Annotated in this window: 14 protein-coding genes; 8 read left to right on the top strand and 6 right to left on the bottom strand. The window is 44.6% G+C overall.

Annotated elements, in window-relative coordinates; translation table 11 throughout:
- Window position 1 precedes the first annotated feature (1 nt).
- Window positions 2-940 carry an alpha/beta hydrolase gene (locus tag FFM77_RS12715; protein ID WP_137636145.1) on the top strand — a complete coding sequence of 313 codons (939 nt, stop codon included), beginning with the start codon at window positions 2-4 and terminating at the stop codon, window positions 938-940.
- Between the two features lie 23 nt (window positions 941-963).
- On the opposite strand, the gene FFM77_RS12710 is transcribed toward FFM77_RS12715, so the two are convergent.
- Window positions 964-1,659, bottom strand: a complete 696-nt coding sequence (locus tag FFM77_RS12710) for an ATP-binding cassette domain-containing protein (RefSeq protein ID WP_137636144.1) — start codon at window positions 1,657-1,659, stop codon at window positions 964-966.
- Window positions 1,660-1,815: 156 nt separating this feature from the next.
- A complete protein-coding gene (locus tag FFM77_RS12705) occupies window positions 1,816-3,033 on the bottom strand; it encodes an MFS transporter (RefSeq protein WP_137636143.1) in 1,218 nt (405 codons plus the stop codon).
- A 541-nt stretch (window positions 3,034-3,574) separates the two neighbouring features.
- Here FFM77_RS12705 and FFM77_RS12700 point away from each other — a divergent pair.
- On the top strand, window positions 3,575-4,948 hold the full coding sequence (locus FFM77_RS12700) for a cytosine permease (RefSeq protein WP_137636168.1): 1,374 nt from the start codon (window positions 3,575-3,577) through the stop codon (window positions 4,946-4,948).
- Window positions 4,949-4,995: 47 nt separating this feature from the next.
- Entirely contained in the window at window positions 4,996-5,379 is a 384-nt protein-coding gene (locus FFM77_RS12695) for a DUF1398 family protein (protein ID WP_137636142.1), read from the top strand.
- A gap of 53 nt (window positions 5,380-5,432) precedes the next feature.
- On the opposite strand, the gene FFM77_RS12690 is transcribed toward FFM77_RS12695, so the two are convergent.
- The 4 genes from FFM77_RS12690 to FFM77_RS12675 form a co-directional block, all read right to left on the bottom strand.
- Window positions 5,433-5,726: a hypothetical protein gene (locus tag FFM77_RS12690; protein WP_137636141.1), complete on the bottom strand. Its 294-nt coding sequence runs from the start codon at window positions 5,724-5,726 to the stop codon at window positions 5,433-5,435.
- A 14-nt stretch (window positions 5,727-5,740) separates the two neighbouring features.
- Window positions 5,741-5,935, bottom strand: a complete 195-nt coding sequence (locus FFM77_RS12685; RefSeq protein WP_137636140.1) for a hypothetical protein — start codon at window positions 5,933-5,935, stop codon at window positions 5,741-5,743.
- Between the two features lie 121 nt (window positions 5,936-6,056).
- Window positions 6,057-7,496 (bottom strand): DHA2 family efflux MFS transporter permease subunit, encoded by a 1,440-nt coding sequence (locus FFM77_RS12680; protein ID WP_137636139.1) that lies wholly within the window; start codon window positions 7,494-7,496, stop codon window positions 6,057-6,059.
- A 97-nt stretch (window positions 7,497-7,593) separates the two neighbouring features.
- Window positions 7,594-8,010 carry a Zn-Finger Containing protein gene (locus FFM77_RS12675; protein ID WP_137636138.1) on the bottom strand — a complete coding sequence of 139 codons (417 nt, stop codon included), beginning with the start codon at window positions 8,008-8,010 and terminating at the stop codon, window positions 7,594-7,596.
- Window positions 8,011-8,442: 432 nt separating this feature from the next.
- Between FFM77_RS12675 and FFM77_RS12670 the strand changes: the two genes are divergently transcribed.
- The 5 genes from FFM77_RS12670 (at window position 8,443) to FFM77_RS12650 (ending at window position 17,987) form a co-directional block, all read left to right on the top strand.
- Window positions 8,443-8,727, top strand: coding sequence for a hypothetical protein (locus FFM77_RS12670; protein ID WP_137636137.1), 285 nt, complete (start codon window positions 8,443-8,445; stop codon window positions 8,725-8,727).
- 449 nt (window positions 8,728-9,176) lie between these two features.
- Complete coding sequence (locus tag FFM77_RS12665; protein WP_137636136.1) at window positions 9,177-10,007, top strand: hypothetical protein; 831 nt, start codon at window positions 9,177-9,179, stop codon at window positions 10,005-10,007.
- Window positions 10,008-10,514: 507 nt separating this feature from the next.
- Window positions 10,515-14,336, top strand: coding sequence for a bacterial Ig-like domain-containing protein (locus FFM77_RS12660; protein ID WP_137636135.1), 3,822 nt, complete (start codon window positions 10,515-10,517; stop codon window positions 14,334-14,336).
- Window positions 14,311-14,763: a hypothetical protein gene (locus FFM77_RS12655; RefSeq protein WP_171001636.1), complete on the top strand. Its 453-nt coding sequence runs from the start codon at window positions 14,311-14,313 to the stop codon at window positions 14,761-14,763. Before FFM77_RS12660 ends, FFM77_RS12655 begins: the two co-directional genes overlap by 26 nt.
- Window positions 14,764-15,032: 269 nt before the next feature.
- Window positions 15,033-17,987, top strand: coding sequence for a mucin-binding protein (locus FFM77_RS12650; protein ID WP_171001637.1), 2,955 nt, complete (start codon window positions 15,033-15,035; stop codon window positions 17,985-17,987).
- The last annotated feature ends 187 nt before the right edge of the window (window positions 17,988-18,174 follow it).

Raw genomic sequence — 18,174 nt, 5'->3', positions numbered from 1 at the left:
GATGACTAGACGAAAGAAATGGACTTTAGCGCTTATCGCTTTAGTCACGGTGCTCGTAATCGGCATTGCGGGCGGCAGTTATTATTTATATCACTTTGCTTTTGAGCCGACTCCCAAAGTTTTGACGCATAGTTCAAAAAAGAGTCATGCGAACTTGGTCCGGAATCAAAACTGGTTGAAGACGGTGTCCAAGCAGACTTGGCGGGAAACCTCGGCAACGGATAACTTGAAGCTTGTTGCTGATTTTGTGCCAGCAGCTAAGGCGACCAAGCGAACCGTCATTGTGGCGCATGGTTATATGGGAAACAAAGAACAAATGGCCAGCTATATTCGCTTATGGCATCGCCAAGGCTATAACGTCTTAGCGCCGGATGATCGCGGTAATGGTCAAAGCGAAGGTAATTACTATGGCTTCGGTTGGCCGGATCGCTTAGATTATCTCAAATGGACGCAACAAGTTATTCGCCATGTGGGCCAAGATAGTCGTATCGGCCTGTTTGGTGTTTCGATGGGTGGTGCAACCGTCATGATGATGAGTGGAGAGCAGTTGCCATCGCAAGTTAAGGCCATTATTGAAGATTGTGGTTATACGAGTGTGGGCGATGAATTGACGTATGAGTTAAAAGCGTTATATCATTTGCCGAAATTCCCGTTGATTTACACTGCTAGTTGGGTCGCACAAGCCAAAGCCCATTTTAATTTCTTAAAAGCCAGTTCCGTAACGCAATTGAAGCATAATCGCTTGCCAATCTTTTTCATCCATGGCGGTAGTGATACGTTTGTGCCAACGAAGATGGTCTATCAAAACTATCAGGCGACTACGGTTAAGGATAAACAACTCTGGGTTGTCCCAGGTGCTGGTCATGCGGAGTCCTTTACGAAACAGCCAAAAGTGTATACGCAAAAAGTCGATACTTTTATGGCGAAATATCTTAAATAAGTCATTTGAAACTAGTGCGCGGCCTAATTGGTTGTTAGCACTAGTTTTTTTGCGGCACTAGTTTGAACGACTTGGCCGTGTTGTAGTTCCACCAGGTAGTCGGCTAAGTGAGCGGCCGCTTGATCATCTTCGGTGACCATGACGGTCGTTAACACTAAGCGCCGCGCTAAAGTGGCAACGGTGGTTCGTAGTTGCTTGGCTAAGTCAGTGTTACCCAGACTCCAAGTTTCATTGAATATTAGTACGGCTGGCTGTTGGGCTAAGATGCGGGCTAGCGCGAGATGTTGCTTTTGTAACTGGCTTAGGTCGCCGGGATAACGGTCCTGCAAGTCAGTCAGTTCTAATTGCACTAGTGCGCGGTTGACCCGTGTAACTAAAGTCTGACCCGTTAACTCGTTGCGCAACGGAAAAGCGATATTCTCACGAACCGTCAGATGCGGCCAAAACGCAAAATCAAGACAGAGCATGGCGACCTGCCGATCATGGGGCTGCAAGCTAAAGTGATGGGTTTCATTGAAGACCAGGCGCTGATCAAAGTAAATTCGGCCTGTATCCGGCTGTTGATAGCCAGCAATGAGATTCAGCAAGGTGGCTTTACCAGCACTGGCTGGCCCGGTGATGGCGGTAATTTGTTGGGCTGGTAAGGTGAGGTTGAGTGGTTGAAGAATCGGTTGATCTAAACAACTTTTCTGTACATTTTTAAGTTTGATGACCGGCATGATAGTGCCCCCCTAGCAACTAATTTGATAGCTTAAGCTTACCGTTTAAACATATTAGGGGCGTAAAGAGTTGATATTGTTTGTGTTAAGTTCGTGTAAATAAAAGGACCGCCAAGCTAACTGGTTTTGGCCAAATTAGCTTGGCGGTCCTTTTATTTACGCTTTTGGCTGCCAAGGATGTCGTAGTTCGGGAATAAAGAATAGGACGAGGATAAAGTTCAACAGTAACGATAAGGCAGTGAAAATAAAGACGCCATTGTAGTTAAACCAATTCGATACAGCCCCACCAGCTAAAGAACCAAGCATACTGCCAAGCGCTTGAAATGATTGATTCCAGCTGAAGATGGAGCCGGTCAATTCACGTGGCGTGTTTTTGGAGAGCATCGTTTGGATCGTTGGAAAGAGGGCGCCGTCTGAGATTCCAATCATGAAGCGCAGTAGTCCTAAGACCCAAATGCTAGACACTAAGCCTTGAGGGAAATACATTAAGATGGCAAAGACGAATCCAAAAACTAAGATGCGGCCAGTCCCGCGCGTATCACCTAAATGGCCTAAACGTGGTGCCGCCAGTAAGGTTGAAATTCCTGGTAGGGCCGCGATAATCCCGGCTACTACAGTGATAGGACCGACATTGTGCATCAGTTGCTTGACGTAGAGACTAATGATTGGGGTGATGGAATTATTGCCCATTTGAATAATCATGGTTGACACTAACAAGACAATGATTAAAGTTGGATTTTGAAATTGACTGAGTAAACTGCCTTGACGCGTTGCTTGAGCTTTCGGATTAGGCCGATACGTTTCGTGAACGAGAAAAAGACTTAGTGCAAAGACAACCAATAGCAAAATGCCAGTAATGATAAATGTCAGTCGAATTGAGAAAATCTGGGCTAAAACACCGCCTAAGATGGGACCAATCAAGTTACCTGATACGTAACCGGTTGTCAGGATCCCGATGGCAGTTCCACTATTTTCTTTCGGAGTTTCAGTGGCAATCAGGGCGCTGGCATTAGGAATATAGCCAGCACATAGCCCTTGTAAGAAACGCAGTAAAATTAAGGTCCAGATATTATGGACGAACCCCATTAGCCCAATTACAATGGCCATCCCCAGTGATGACCGTAAAAGCATGAGTTTTCGGCCCCGGCGATCAGCCAGCTTACCCCACAATGGTGAGACTACGGCAATGACGAAAAAAGTGACGGCATAAGTCAGCCCGCTATACATCGTTAATTGGCCGCGGGTAAAGTGGCCGAGTTCGCCAACATATAACGATAAAAACGGCATGACTTCGGAGAATCCCATGCCAGCAATAAAGGTGCCTAACCATAAGACGGCCAAATTACGCCGCCAACCAACTAAACGACCATGCATGTTATACACTTCCTAATTTAATTATTTTTGAGATGCTAAAGTTTCCACTCTGGTTGGCCCAGAATCGGCTGGAACGTGGTGGCCACGTTTTCGAGCCACAGAGCGGTCTCGAAAGCCGGGCTTTATCTAAGTCGGAAAATCACCGACCAAGATAAACGACACCACTGAGCCAATTCTGGCCCGCCCGGCGTTAACTAACCAGAATTAAAAAATTAACGATTAATTATTTTAAGTTCAGTTATTTAGCCGAGAGGTTGGTTCCTAAAATGCTCAGCCGTGTCGTTGGCCTTAGTGCGAGTGGGCTACTCGGGCTTAGGCCAAGGCCAGCTTTGAAGACCGGGCTTTGGCTTCAAAATGGCCCATGGCGTTCCAGCATTTTAGGAACCAACCGGCAGGCGGCAATTTCAACTAGCACCAGGCAATTATAGCTTATCTTACGGCTAATTTTTAGTCACCGCAATGCAGGAAATTCGTTGAACACGCTTGACCATCGCTAACGGATAAACTTACAATGGATAACATTGTAGAAAGGGTGACCATTGTGAAGCAAGAAAGTAAATATCAGATTGAAGTGATTCCCACCAAGCACCGCCATATGGCAAATTGGGACATGTTTGCGACGTGGATTGGTGCGAATGCGAATAACGGGACCTGGTATGTTGGCGGTGTCTTAGCAGCGTGTGGCTTGCTGACGGCCTTAAAAGTCATTATTGCTTCATCAACCCTTTCGTATTTGTGTTTATCGTTAGTTGGATTTATGGGTTATCGGACTGGTGCCGCTACGATGAGTCTGATTCGTGGCTCGTTTGGAATTCGTGGCAGTTATGTCCCATCGTTTGTCAATTTAACGCAGTATATTGGCTGGACCGCGGTTAATACCTTTATTGCGGCCACTTCAGTCAGTTATTTATTGCATGACATTGTCGGTTGGCCAGTCTATGGCAAACCGGGTGGTGCTAAAGGGTTAGTCCTGGGTATTGTTGTGATGAGTGTGCTGCATTTGCTGAGTGTCTCGGTGGGTCAACGCTCGGTACAACTGATTGAGCGGATTGGAATTATACTGGTCATCTTGTTTGTCTTATGGGAAACGATTGTGGTTTTCCAAACGGTGACTTTTAGCGATTTATTACACTGGCATGCTCCCGCACATTTACAAATGACATCTGGTGCTGGAATGGATACGTTAGCGGCGTTTAACCTCTCTTGGGTGACGGCTGGGGCTGATTTTACGCGGTTCACGCGTAAACGGTCCGGCGCAACCGGGATGCCGTTTCTCGGCGCTTTTACGGGACTATTCTGGTTTGCCTTTATCGGTCTTGCCGCGACAATCAGTATTGCGATTACATCGGGGACTTATGATCCGAATAATTCTGATCCTAGTACGATTGCCAGTCGGTTAGGGTTAGGGGTGTTGGCGTTACTCGTCATCGTGTTAACGAGTATGACTGCCAATGCGGTTAATCTATTGGCTGCTGGATCGGCATTATCCAATATTTTTCCTAAGATTCGGTTACGGCCAGCACTTTGGGCGGTGACAATCATTGCGACTTTGGTCACGTTAATTCCGTTAATGGTTGGTAGCTTTTTGACGGCGTTCACGGCTTTTCTAGATTATATTGGGATGGTCTTAGGACCGATGATCAGTGTCATGTTGGTTGATTATTATTGGCGCCATCACCAACACTATGATGTCAATGAATTAGCCAACTCGCACGGGCAGTATTGGTATGCGCACGGGGTGAATTGGATTGCGCTGATTTGTTGGGTCTTGGGTGTCGGCCTATTCTTACTTTTAAAACAACTGCCATTGATTGCGAACGTGTTAGGTGCAACCTTTATTGATATGATCTTAATTGCGCTGATTTATATGGCATTGATGCGAATTTTCTACCCGTTAAAAGACACACAGGCTTGATTTGGATTACAATAGAGACGGACTAATTATACGAGGGAGATAAAATTATGTTTAAATTAGCAGCAATTGATGAAGTCTTGGCCAGCTTAGGCGACCACGCGGACTTTGCAACTATCGCGAAAAAAGAAGCTGACCTAGGCGTGCAACATTTTGAATACGATGTACGTGCTGGTGCGACAACGTACTTTGGTGAAAATGGGTACTTGGTAGAACGATTAACTAATGGCTTAGGCACTAAGGTAGCCACTGAAGAAGATGCTGATAAAGTCCAACAACTAGGGACGGATTATGTCGCTGGTAAGTTGAGCTTGGCAGAAGCCGTTAAAGGGTTAGCCGCGGCTGGTTGTCAGACCTGGACCGCCAACTTAAAGCGCAAAGTCATTGATTTTGCCGGGGCCGAAGGTAAGATCATGGCCGTCATTGAATTTTAAAGCTATTAATTAAAAAAGTCGTTACTCAGCTTACTGGGTAACGACTTTTTTAATTAATAGCCGGCCTGATGATATTGGCGGCTAAGCTTGCGTTCAATGGCGAACAGCGTCAATGGATTGATTCGTCGTAGTTCACTAGAATCGTAGCGCATGACAAGTTGTTCAGGGCTGTTAATCGTCACTTGTGAGACGCCTTTTAGGTCTTGCAACGCACGCAAGATTGCTTGTTGTAACGCAGGATGTTGCGGCCAGACGGGGGACGTTAACATCACTAACCCATGTTCGGGATGCTGCATGGTGATGTGATACTTATCTAAATATTTATTGAAGACTTCTGCTGGATTCATTGATCAGACCCCCTCTAAAGACTAGTCCACAGCGGAATAGCGGCCCAGATGAAGAAACCAGCCAACCCGACTAGTAGCAAACCGACTACGAGCCAGATACTGGCCATGAGCCGATTCTGACCGAGCCGAAAGCAGTGAATTGTTTGCCAAAAACAAATGATGGCTAAGATGGTGCTGGTACCAATAATTAAATCAATCGTTGTTTCCATAAATTAAACCCCTCGTGTGTGTCCAAGTCCATTGTGGCGGAAAAGCTGGGAAAGTGCAATCTAAAAAATGACCAAGTTGAGACTCATTAGCGAATCTTAACTTGGTCATTTAGTTTAGAAATTAATGTTCAGTAGCTGCCCGTTCTGGGTGCCGTTTTTCAGCGAGTGGATCAATTGATTTTTCTGGTTGATTGCTAACTAAGAAAGAGAGACAGAAGCCTAAGACGGCTAGTGCTAAGGTGAACCAAAAGCCGTAATGGGTCCCGTGAACAAAGGCCGTTGCGCCAGTTGCGTGACTGGCACTCTGACCAATCCCCAATAAACTAGTTGCAATCGCAGTTGCTAAGGCGCCCAGGATTTGTTGTAACGTGTTCAGAATGGTACTCCCATCAGCGGCAACTGGCCCCCGTAAAGCGTTTAACCCATACGTTTGGGCTGGTGACATGGCGAGTGGCGCCCCAATCATAATAATGACATGGGCTAAGATCACATACCAGTAAGCTGAATGGGTGGTCGTGAAGAGTAGCATTGCCGCCCCTACGAAACTCAACGCAAAGCCAATCTGAGTTAAATACTTGGCGCCATAGTTATCAAATAAGCGGCCAGCGGTAGCGGATACGATTGCATTGACAATCCCACCAGGTAACATTAAGACCCCGGTTAAAGCAACCGGAACGACTAACCCTTTTTGCCAATACATTGGCAAAAGGTACATCGATGACATGATAATCCCAAAGTCGACCATGACGAGAATCGTCCCGACACTGAACTTCTTGAAGCTGAAAGCCCGCAGATTCAAGATAGGGGTCTCCAGTTTGAGTTGGCGCCGGGCATACACGTAAAGGGCGACAATCCCAATGACTAAAGCCAATAAAACGATGGGATTTCCCCAACCTTGGTCCCCAGCTAGACTAGCACCAACGACTAACCCACCGAAACCAAATGAAGATAAAATAATGGATAAAATATCGATTTTCGGCTTGGTGACGTCGGAAACATTTTGCATGAAAATCAGGGTGATAATTAAGGCAATCGCCAATAATGGAATGAATAACCAAAAGATCCAGTGCCATGATAACGTCCCCAGAATCAGGCCGGCAATGGTCGGGCCTAACGCGGGGGCAAACATAATGACTAGCCCAACTAGTCCCATGGCGCTACCCCGTTTTTGTGGCGGATAAATCGCTAACAAGACGGTAAAAATCAATGGCAGAATCAATCCGGTCGCGATCCCTTGAATCATTCGCCCGACTAATAAGATGGCAAAGCTGCCAGCCATGGCTGAGACGGCGGCCCCAACCATGAAGTCGACTAACGCAAAGATTAATAACTGACGGGTGGTGAAATGCTTGGTCAGCATACTTGATAATGGTAGGACGATTCCGACCATTAATAAGTAACCAGTGACCAGCCATTGAATGGTCCCGGTATTAACGTGTAACTGTTGTTCCAATTGGGGGAGCGCAATGTTTAGTGCCGTTTCACTAAACATCCCGACAAAGCCACCCAAGAGTAACCCAATCATAATTAAGGTTGGATTGGATTGTGACTGTTTTTTCATAAAAAAACTTTTCTCCTTCTAGTAACCAGTAATATGAGCACAATTGATTACTGTAACAGAAAATGAAAGTTTTCGTAAGTAATTTCTGAAAATGAGTTTAAGTTCTGGCTTCAAATTGATGGCCACATTTGGGGCAAGTGACCCGAACACGCCCGTGGTGCCGTGGAATTCGAATCCGTTGCTGGCATTGTGCACAATGAAAGAACCGGTAACGCCAATGTTGCTTAAACTGATAGCCTAAACGCGTAAAGGGTCGTACGATTGGAAACCAGATCCGTTGAAACCCGCGATTGATGGCAACTTGTTGATAGATCTTTTTAGAAAAGAGTCGCCAGTAACTAAGGGCTAATAATAGGAAAGCAATTAAGACTAGCCAGCCAATTCGAGTGAAAATACTGATGACTAACAGTAAGAGTGCCAAGTTGTTTAAGCATTTATTTAACGTGTCATTTTGACCATAACGACCGCGCATGAAATTTTGAAGCCGTCGTAGCCATTTTGAGGATGGTTTCATTAAGTCGTAACCTCCATATCAGTTAGTACGCTTGGTGCTAGTTGGATTAAATTGCCACTCTGGTTGGCCCAGAATCGGCTGGAACGTGGTGGCCGCGTTTTCGAGCCACAGGGCGGTCTCGAAAGCCGGGCTTTATCTAAGTCGGAATATTGCCGACCAAGATAAACGACACCACTGAGCCAATTCTGGGCCGCCCGTCGTTAACTAACAGGAATTAAAAAACTAACGATTAATGATTTAAAGTTCAGTTATTTTAGAATCCAACCGGCAGGCGGCAATTTCAACTAGCACCAAGCGTAGATTAGTAATCGTCGCAATATAATACCCTAACATATTCCCTAATACGCCGCAATTGACAAACTTTTGACTGGCTTTTTTCAGAAAACTTAGCGTATACTAAAGCTTATCCAAAAAAGGGTGGGGGCTTGAACTATGACACTTAAACAACAAACAACGCAAGCGATGGTCTTGGATGCCATCAGTCGCGCGGCTTTAACGCTAGACGGAGCAGACACTGATCAGGCTGGGTTGCAGCAATTATTAAATGAATTTCGACGGACCTTATTACAAACCAATGGCCAACAATCGACTTCAGTGTTGTATCAGGGTCGTGTCATGAGTTATTTATTACAACATCCAGCCGATTATCCAGCAACGGTTGATACGCTAACTGCGGTATTGGCACAATTCGTCACTCATCAATCACATGATAACTAAATAGATTGAGTCGTTAATTGGACGTTATCGTCTGATTAACGCTATTTTTTTGCTTTTCACTACCCTGCTTTTTCCAATAACGTACAATTAGCTGTTTTAACTAATCAACGACGCTGATCAGTCGAATATAATAATTGGTATAGTTAGTGGCCTCGTCGACGAATAGCGTTATTACAGTAAATGAGTAGTCATTTATGCGTTTACAATTGTCACTAAAATAAATCGGTATATTAAGAATTTGTTATTGATTTATACTAATGTGATGTGTTATTCTATAAATGCAGAAAGGGTTTAGCTATTTACCCGATTGATTAAATTAAATGATAGTACCAATTATGAAAAGATTGATTTATCAGTGGTTAACCGGATTATTGACTTTCCGATATAAGTAAATGTAATAATATTAATCGATTTCGAACGTTTTTTAACAGAATTTGGGGGTATCAAGGATGCGTAAATCAATGAATTTAAAAAAACTACAACAACAAAGTCGAATTTGGCTGTTGGCGGGAGTCGCCCTTGCTACCTTAAGTATGACTGGGATCGTTAGCCAAGCGGATGATGGGGCTGCAACGACTGGCGACTCAACAACGGTCACCGCAACAACTGATGATAGCCAAGCCACGGATCAAACTAGCGACAGTACCGCTGAGGCGCAAACTGATGTGACTGACAGTAGTGCGACCGATGAATCGACTTATGACGCCAATGTTAAAACGGGTGTCACCGAAAATGATGGTACGAAGACGACCACTTATGATGATGGGACAACGACCGAAGAAATTACCGATCGGATTAACTTATCACCACGGCCTGTTAGCCAAAAACAAGCTAAAACAACAACTGCTAAGACAACAACTGCTAAGACAACAACACCTGCTAAAGCCACGGCAACGAGTCAGGTAACCGCTGCGCCAGCCGCTAAAGCAACGACAGGTTCAACTGCGACTACCAAAATAACGACGGTAACGGCCACTCCAGCGACAACCACGGCGGTTAAGTCAGCTGCCACGACTACGCCAAAAGCTGAAGTTGTTGCGGCCAGTGCTGTTAAAACTGCTAAAGCAACGAAGCCGGTCACAGTTAAGACGACTAAGATTGCGGCCACCACGGCTACGGTTAAGCCAGTTAGTGCAACCCTAGTCACTAAGCCAGCAATTACGATTGCAGGCAATGGCACACCAACGACCACACCAATCTCAATGGCAGGGGGCTTATTACTAGCCTTAACGACCTTGACTGGCTTAGCCGGTGTTAGTCACAAATTACGTCAAGCTTAACTCTTAAACTAAATAAATCATTAGCATCATTAATCTGTTGACTGACAGATTGATGGTGCTTTTTTGTTATCTCACGGTTTCCGTGCCTAGCGTCATCTAAATTGTGAATTATGGCAATATTTTTGGGAAAACTCAAGAACGTTAAGTAACGAAAATATCTGGTTGAAGTAGACAACAAAATGATAAGACTATTCCTTTATTTAACAAAGTAAAACATTGATAAATTAGCAATTATCTGGCTTATCGCATAAGTTTAGCAACAGTGGGAAATGATCTATATATAACGAATTTATGTTGATTTATACTGACTTATCGTGCTATATTATAAATATAAAAGGTATTTATTTATTAAACACAATAATTAATGAACTAAATAGCAATGATCGTCAAACGAGCGTCAATTCTAGCTTCGTTGATATCACTATTAATAAATGTAATCGGCAGTCAATGTTAATGACTGGCAAGTTGGTTAGTACAAAGGGATCTTCTTAGCTTGGGGGCAATAAAATGACAAAACAAAATGAAAAGGTTTACTACAAGATGTATAAAAAAGGCCGTTTTTGGGTCTTTGCGGGGGTCGCAGTGGCCGCGTGGAATGTGAATGCTTTAATGGGTCAAGCGGCGACAACGGCGGATGATAGTAGTGCCGCTTCTGTTAGCGAAACCACGAGTAGCAGCGAACTTAGTCAAAAGGTTGTGCCGTTAAATAGCACGAGTTCAAGTGATCAGGGTAGTACATCAGACGTTGCTAATGGGCAAAATACAGGTGATACAGCAACCACTAAGGCTGACACCACGACCACCACTGATACTGATAAGAATGCGGCTGTTGATACTAATGACCAGAATAAATCAGTGACTGATGCTGCTGAAGTTACTACTGAATCTTCTGATACTAGTAATAGTGCTAGCAATGAATCGGGCAAAAAAGAAACTACCTCAAATAGTGATGAAAAAGTACAAGATGAAGCCATATCAGTTGAGTCTGATGCAGCTAATTCGGTAAGTAACCCAACTGAACCAGAGAAACCGATTACGACGACACCAAAAACACCAGTTGTAACGGCACCGGCAACTGATACCAATGTTGAACAGTCAGTGAACGATGATCATTCAGAATCTGAAATAACTAATCCAGTCGAAGATAAAGTTACGGTTAATGTTAATGACTTAGTTACTGACCAGAATGTTAATGGCTTAGCTGAGAATGACTTATCAGTTGGAAATGCGAATTATTTAGCGAGTGGTTTGTTGGATAGTGCGATTCAAGCAGCAACGGTCCAACAGACATTTTCACGGAAGAGTTTAATGAAGGCGGCACCGGCATTAACTGAATTAGCTAGTGGCGATTGGGGAACTAGTCACTGGGTATTGACGAGTGACGGGACATTAACGATTGGTGCTGGGACCTTGAGTGATTCACCAGCACCATGGCGTGGTACTCAGGCAGCCCAAATTTTACCTGATGGGAATCTTATGCGTTCTCAGATTAGAAAAGTTGTTATTGAACCAGGTGTGATTGCCGGAAAGACTTTATCGTATGCGTTCTTCAAACGTGCACAGGATAAAAATAATGTACCGCTGACTGAAATTGATGGTCTAGAAAATTTAGACGTAACAAATACCGAAGACTTTTCACAAATGTTTTCTGGTGATAAAGTGGCTGATTTTTCTGGTGTAGCCGATTGGTCAATGGGTCAAGCAACCGATACATCGTACATGTTTTCTAGCGTTACTGCTGCTAGTATTCCAGTTGAAAATTGGGATGTTAGTCGGGTAACCTCTTTTATTCATATGTTTGATAGTAATTCAAGTTTAACTTCAATTGATTTGAGCAAGTGGCAAGTTGGAACTAATGTTGCAACTGGAACAACTATTGACTTAATGAGCATGTTTTTTCTTGATGACAATTTGAAGTCGGTCAATGTCTCTGGATGGGATACAAGTAAAGTTAAGACTACGACATTTATGTTTAATGGTGCTGGCATTGAATCTCTAGATCTCTCATCTTGGGACTTACGGCAAGCTACCAGTCTGTCGTCAATGCTATTCTCAAAGACTCTTAAATCATTAACTTTAAATGCGAATACAAAATTAACGACAGCTGTGAATTTACCGGCAATCACGGCGGCTGGTTATACTGGTAAGTGGATTAGCTTAACGGATAGCACCAAGAAATATAGTAGCGCTGATTTAATGAATTTATATAATGGTCAATCAGCACCAAGTGAAGTGACGACCTATGTTTGGGAGGCGGCACCATCACTTTCCGTCTTAACTGCCGAAAATAAGACCATCATCGGCGGTCCAACTGCAACTTGGAGTGCTAAAGATAGTGTGACTGGCTTAAAGAATGCTGCTGGTGAAGATATTTTAGCCACGACGGATGTTAATAAAGCAGTAACGGTAACTGGCAATGTTGATCCTACCAAAAAGGGCGTTTACACAGCGACCTTGACCTATGTTGATGATGCGGGTGTTACTCGGACTGCAGATGTAACCATTACAGTAGTCGATAGCCAATCTGTCTTGGTTGGTAAAGAAGTCAGTGTGAACCAAGGCGCCACAACTTGGACAGCTAGTGATAGTGTTGATACGACGCAAAGTAAAGATGCTGCAGGTAATGCGTTAACGACTGACGAATTGGCCAAAGTGACGAGTACCACTTTAGATACCAGCAAAGCGGGTTCGCAAACGGTAACCTTAACCTACGTTGATGCTGCTGGAAATGAACGGACGGCAGACGTTACCGTCAATGTGGTTGCCAGTCAAGCTACGCTAACGACGAAAGATTTAACCATTGTACAAGGTGACCAAGCTAGTTGGAACCTCTTTGATCATGTGACGGGTGCTACTGATTTTGCTGGCAATGTTATTACTGATGTCAATAATCTGAATATTACAGCTAATGTTGAACCTGATTTGAACACGGTTGGTAAAACCCCGATTACCTTAACTTATACGGATAGTGAAGGTAACCAACATAGCTATAACGTTACCGTCACTGTGGTTGCCAATGGGGCTGCCTTAGAAGTTAAAGACATCACAGTTACGGCGGGTCCCAACACGACTTGGACGATTGCCGATAGTTTAGCTAGTTTAACTGACGTTGATGGTAATGCCGTGACTGATCTAACGACAGTTAAGCTTACTACCAATCAAACGCCAAACTTAACCACGCCGGGGATTCAGACGGTTGTGATTACCTACACTGATGCAGCCGGTTATCAACACGAAAAAACGGCGACGATTAAGGTAGTTGCCTCACAAGCGAAAGTTAATGCAACGGATTCCACCATTGTGATGGGGCCGAACGCCACTTGGTACGCGAAGGATAATTTAACGTCAGTCATTCAGGCCAATGGTGATACAGTTAGTGCTGATGATGTTATTTTAGAAAACAATGTCAAAATTGCGGCTAAGGTCATGTCGGTGATGTACAGCTATTTACGGACAGATGGGACTACAGTTACGGTAAGTGGAACGGTTGATTTGAGCAAAGCTGGTCGGAATGAACTGACGTATACGTATACCGATAGTCAAGGTAACACGACTACTGCGACGGCCATTGTGACGGTAGTCGCTTCGCAAGCTGGTGTGAAAGCCAAAGATACGACGGTTATTCAAAGCCCTAACGCTAACTTTAATGCGGCCGACCAATTAACGACTCGTCAAGACGAATACGGTCACTTAGTCGATGTTAGTGCGATGACAGTTGGTGGCGATACCGTTGATTTATCCAAGCCGGGTCAATATACGGTCACCTATCACTATGTTGATGGGGCCGGCAATGTGTTTGACGATATGGCGACGATTACGGTCGTTGCGACGCAAGCTAAGATTAACGCTAATGACAATACAGTGATTGCTGGTCCTAAAGCGAGTTGGCAGTTGAGCGACAGTGTAACGGCCATTCAAAACGAAACTGGTCAAGCTGATGATTTAAGCAAAGTGACGATGACTGGCAAGGTTGATGTGACGACGCCAGGAACGTATCCAGTCACGTTGCATTATACGGATGGCCAAGGGAATCAAGTGACGAAATTAGTGACGGTTACCGTGGTAAAGAGTCAAGCAGACTTGCAAGTTAAAGACAGTACGTTAATGGTTGGTGAGGCATGGAACGCCACTGATAACATCGTCAAGGTTCTTGATGCCACCGGCCAAACGGTTGATCCTCAACAAGTCGTTGTGACTGGCGCTGTTGACCCAACAACTGCAGGGACTTACCCAGTTACTTACCAATATACCGATGCAGCTGGTAATCTGATCAGTAAGACGGCGACAGTGACGGTTACGGCTAATGGGGAGAGTGGGAATACGGGATAATCCGGGCGTGAATGTTGACCAGCCTGATGGAAGCGGCGAACATGGTGATACCATTAATTCTGGTACTGATGAACCTACGGATAATTCAAAAACCACGGATGACCATCAGACGGGTAAGACAGTTAACCGGCCTCAAAGTGGTCAAAACTCAACGGCGGCAAGTACAACAGCCAGTGCTGGCTCGATTGCTAAACCGGTAGTAACTGATGCACAAGCAGCTACGATTAGTCTGAGTCACACGACCACAGTTGCGCAAGCCGTGTCGACGGTTGACTCATCAGCGCCAATGGCTAAAACTGAGTCCCAGACGTTGCCACAAACGACAGAAGCCAAATCGGCAACCACTGCTTTAGGGAGTGTACTGTTAGTCTTAACTGGGTTAATGGGTGGCCTAGGATTAAGTCGCAAACGTCGGCATGAAGATTAGATAAAACCCAAATAAAGTTAAACCAAGTGACCTATCGAACTGTTGATAGGTCACTTTTTTAAGTGTGTTTAGTCGCAATTAAACGGGTCTTCAGTATAATACAAAGAACATTGTTATTTTATTAGTAATATTTCAATAAGAAAGGGTTTACATAAATTAACGATAGGGTATAATAATTAAAGAGGTGTATTTATAATAACGTTAATCTGAAAAGATAATTATTAATGAAGTTAGTTACTGGTAGACATTTGACTCAGGGGGAGATTAAAATGCGCATCAAGCCAACCGTTACATCAACCAAACACGTTACGATTCACCCGAACTGGCTAACGGCCGGGGTGGCAACCATGGCGATTTCATGGACCTTTTTAACGGTGCCTAACAACGCCCAAGCCGCAACCGAACCAGCTGCCAGCGATGCCGGAACGACGCAAACAGATCAACAAGCTGGTCAATTACAACAACCAGAAGTGGCCTTAAATGCGACTGATAGCACAACATCGACTGAAACTGATCCTAATTCGAGCGAAGGGTCAAACGATACTGAATCACAAGCAACCAGTCAAGCTGGTTCGACCGCATCAGAGGCTTCAGTAAGCGGGACTAGTGCATCTTCGGAAGCTTCAACGACATCAGAAGCCTCAAGTGAAACCGGTTCCGTTGCTAGTGAGTCAACGTCAGAAGCAGCACCAATTAGTACTGTTAAACAACCAGCAGTTGCCAGCAGTGCCGCTAAAGATGTTGAAAAAATGAAAGCCGCGGCCCCAGCAGCGCGCAGTGTCGCGCCAAAGGCCAAGGCGGTTAAAGCCGAAGTCAGTGATACAGATATCGTGACAATTAGTGATACAAACTTATTGGCGGCCGTTAAAAAAGGCTTGGGCTTAGCGACTGATGCCGACTTGACGATTGGTGATATTCGTAATACGAAGAAAACGTCGCTCAGTATTACCGTTTCGGATGTTGATGTAACGACTTTAGCTGGCTTAGAAGCGCTGAGTTATCTACCTGAAAAAACAGTGATTAAACTGTCGTTGGATATTAAAGCAGCTACGGTCAATGCGCAAAATCAAGTTGTGGGGACTGATTTTGACTTAAAACCATTACAAAACTTACATTTTGACACGCTTAGTTTGTACACTAACTACTTCAATCAGGTTGATCTAACCCCACTCAATAAAATTGCAACGACTGATTTACAATATGTGGATTTACAATCAAATGATCCGGATAAGGAGTATTATCACAAGAACTTCAATGGGATGACGAATGCCCAATTAGCACAGATTGCCGATTGGTTAACGGATTTCCTTAATAATGGGTACCATGGTGGCAATGGCGGTAGCTTTAGACAGGTTGGATTAACGGGTAACTGCATTACTGATTTTTCAGTCTTTAGTGGCGTTAACCCCAATGCCTATGTCCGAATTTTTGCGGCTAATCAGACTTATAAAAGTTCCGTCGAGATGAATATTGTCGCTGGCCAGCCAATTACATTTAAAGCTACTGATCAGATTGGCATTAATGGTGAATATTTACAGCATCAAAATACCAAATCATACAGTTTGCCACCGGTTTCTACCACGGTTACGAATCCGGACGGGACTACTAGTACCAAAAAAACTTGGGATTCAGTCACAGATTTAGGCGATGGGATGTATCAAATTGATGCGCCCGTTCAGACTGAAGATTATTTCACGTATGGTCAGTGGGGGTATCTCGCGCATCCAGCGGGGTCGGCCTACTATTTTGATGTTAATTATGGCGATGGCTACAATAGTTTAGAATTATTGACCGATGCGATGATTTATCGACCAGCTAACTGGCAAGAAAATCCCAGCATTCAAGTGAATTACCTTGATAGCACCACCGGTAAAGTCATTAAAGCACCGGAAAAACTAGGCACGGGCCAAAAAATCGGTGAGACGGTTGATTTAACGTCATATACTAAACTAGACGGTTATGATTATGTTAAAACGGATGCAGAGTCTTTAGAGTTAACGTATACTGCCGATCCACAAACGGTTAACCTCTACTTCACGCCCGAAGCGACTCAAGAAGCCGCTGGTGAGGTGACAGTTCAGTATGTCGATACGGCTGGCAATGTTTTGGCCACTGGTACCGCGACTTATCCAAATGGCCAGTGGGTCGGTGAAAGTTACACGACAACTGAAAAATCAATTGCTGGTTACACATTTAAGCAGGTTGATAGTGCCGGTTTAGCGGCTAATGGGACGTTAACTAAAGCTGGCGGGACGGTCACTTATATCTACCAAAAAGAGACCGTGGCGCCAAGTGAAGATGGTAAAATCACGATTGTCTATGTTGACGATACGACTGGCAAGACGTTGACCAGCGATACGATCACCGGGACGCAAGGGAGCGCCAGTGATTATCAGACTAAAGCCACTATTCAGCATTATTTAGACTTGGGCTACGTCTTAGTTAGCGATGACTTTCCAAGTGAGGGTGTGGACTTTGACGATCAAGCGCCAACGTATACGGTTCATCTCAAACATCAAGTGGTTACAGTAACGGATAGTCGGACGATCACGCAGACGATTCATTACATTTATGCAGATGGTACCACCGCTGCGGCCGATAGTGTCAAGCAGCTGGTCTTTAACCGCAGTGGCCAACGTGATCTTGTGACCTGGGTAACGACTTGGCGTGCTTGGCAAAGCGATCAGACGGGGTTTGCCGCACAAACTTCACCAGTGATTGCTGGATATCAAGCTGACCAAACGACTGTGGCGGCAGTCGATGGGGTCACCGCCGATAGTGCTAGCTTAGAAACAACGGTCACTTACACAGCGGTTACGGATCCAGGAACACCTGATCCGGAACCAACGCCTGATCCTGGTAACCCTGATCCAGAAACGCCAACTGAACCGGAAGATCCGGGTCAAGGGGATACGATTAATCCTGACCCGCAGCCGACACCAGATCCTGATCAACCGGCCACAACGACGCCAACTAAACCAGAAAATCAAACCGCGACGCAACCAGGCACAAGTGGGACTAGTGAGGCTCAGGCGGCACACATCTTACCAATGGCTAATTCAGTTAATCCAGTTGGTCATACGACTCGTCCTGTCAAAGCAACCGCAACTGAAACGACGACATTACCGCAAACTAATGAAACCAATAATTCTCGTTGGAGTCTACTTGGTAGTCTCATGGTATTGATCTTAGGATTAGTCGGTTATCGGCACAAAGAACATTAAGTACGCTTGGACTTATAAACGTGGTCACCACGTTCCGGCCGATTCTGGACCGACCAGAGTGGCAAAATAAAAACTGACTTTAACCAATATCAGGTTAAGGTCAGTTTTTGTGGTTCTACAATATTTGGTGTTGATGGATTTCCCATCAACACCAATTTTTGTGTAAACTAAAAGGACACATCCTCAA

Origin of the sequence: Lactiplantibacillus songbeiensis (assembly GCF_005405125.1) — a bacterium.
In the GTDB taxonomy this organism is placed as follows: Bacteria; Bacillota; Bacilli; order Lactobacillales; family Lactobacillaceae; genus Lactiplantibacillus; species Lactiplantibacillus songbeiensis.
Note: the sequence above shows the minus strand (reverse complement) of the source record. Positions and strands in the feature narration are given on the sequence as shown.